This window comes from Neorhizobium descurainiae (assembly GCF_051400715.1).
GTDB lineage: Bacteria > Pseudomonadota > Alphaproteobacteria > Rhizobiales > Rhizobiaceae > Neorhizobium.
In genome coordinates, this window is the sequence record NZ_JBLFFK010000076.1 from 1 (window position 1) to 1356 (window position 1356).

Genomic DNA, 1356 nt, shown 5'->3' on the forward strand with positions numbered 1-1356 from the left:
CGCCCGGCGAGCGACCAGTCCGTCGCCGCCCAGCAGGCCCGCGCCAAGGGCTTCGCCCTCGACATGTCCATGGGCGGGCCGGACTCAGACGACGAGAATTTCCGCGCAAGCGCCTGATCCCCAAGCCGGCTGCCCACGGGTAGCCGGCAAACCACGAATTCTCTGAACAGACACGCAATCAAAGCGGAAGAAAGGGAATCAAATGCGTCTGACGATCAAGACGAAGCTTTCGGCAGCTTTCGGTATTCTTATCCTGTGCAGTGCGACCTCGGCCTATTTCGGTATTTCGAGCCTGCAGCACATGAACGATCTGCGCAACGAAATGATCGAAGGACCGATCCACCAGGACGATCTCGCCAACGATCTCGCGGCGCGATTCGACGGTCTCGGCCTTGCCGAAGGCGATCTCCTCCTGGCGACCAACGCCGAGCGCTCCGCCAAGGCCCGCTCTCTCATCGCCGAGGAACGGCAGGGCTTCGAGCACACGCTTTCCGAAGGATTGCGGAATGCTCCGGGCGCGTTCAAACCGAAGTGGGAAGCCGTTCGTGATTTCTGGAGCGGCTACGTCACCATCAACGACCGCATCCTCTCGCTGGTTGCATCCGGCCAGACGATGGCCGCCATCGAAGTCAACCAGACGGAAGGATCAATCGCGTCGGACAAGCTCGATGCGCTGGTTGCCGATATCGGGTCGCTCACCGAAGCGAGCATCAAGGAATCCGACGGGCTTGCGGACCGGCTCTTCGATTCCGCATTCGCCATGATGATCGGGCTTGCGGTCGGATCACTGCTGATCGGCATCGCTGCCGCCGTCTGGATGGCGCTCACGATCAACAGGGGACTGTCGAAGATCGCCACCGCCGCCAATGCCGTCGCGATCGGCGACCTCGACCAAACCGTCGAGGTCAAGACGAATGACGAGATCAAGGATCTGGTGGAAACGGTCAACCGGATGACGGCCAATCTGCGCACTACCGCAGGCATCGCCGACCGGATCGCCGCCGGCGATCTTTCGGTCGATCCGCAGCCTCTCTCCGAGAAGGACAAGCTCGGCATTTCGATGCGAAACATGGTTTCGAACCTGCGCGCCACCTCGGATGTCGCCGACCAGATCGCCAATGGGGACCTGACGGTTTCGCCGAAGCCGCTGTCGGACAAGGATACGCTCGGTCTTGCGCTGGAAAGCATGGTGGAGCGCCTTCGCGGCGTCGTCGCCGATGCGCTCTCGGCATCCAACAACGTCTCGTCCGGCAGCCAGGAGCTTTCCGCGAGCTCCGAACAGCTCTCCCAGGGCGCCACCGAACAGGCCTCTTCCGCCGAAGAGGCCTCCGCCTCCATGGAGCAGATGGCCGCCAA

At 62.2% G+C, this 1356-nt stretch carries 1 protein-coding gene; it reads left to right on the forward strand.

What is annotated here, in order from left to right:
• Positions 1-202: 202 nt before the first annotated feature.
• A partial coding sequence (locus ACMGE0_RS33470) for a HAMP domain-containing protein (protein WP_436820156.1) occupies positions 203-1356 on the forward strand: 1154 nt, incomplete at its 3' end.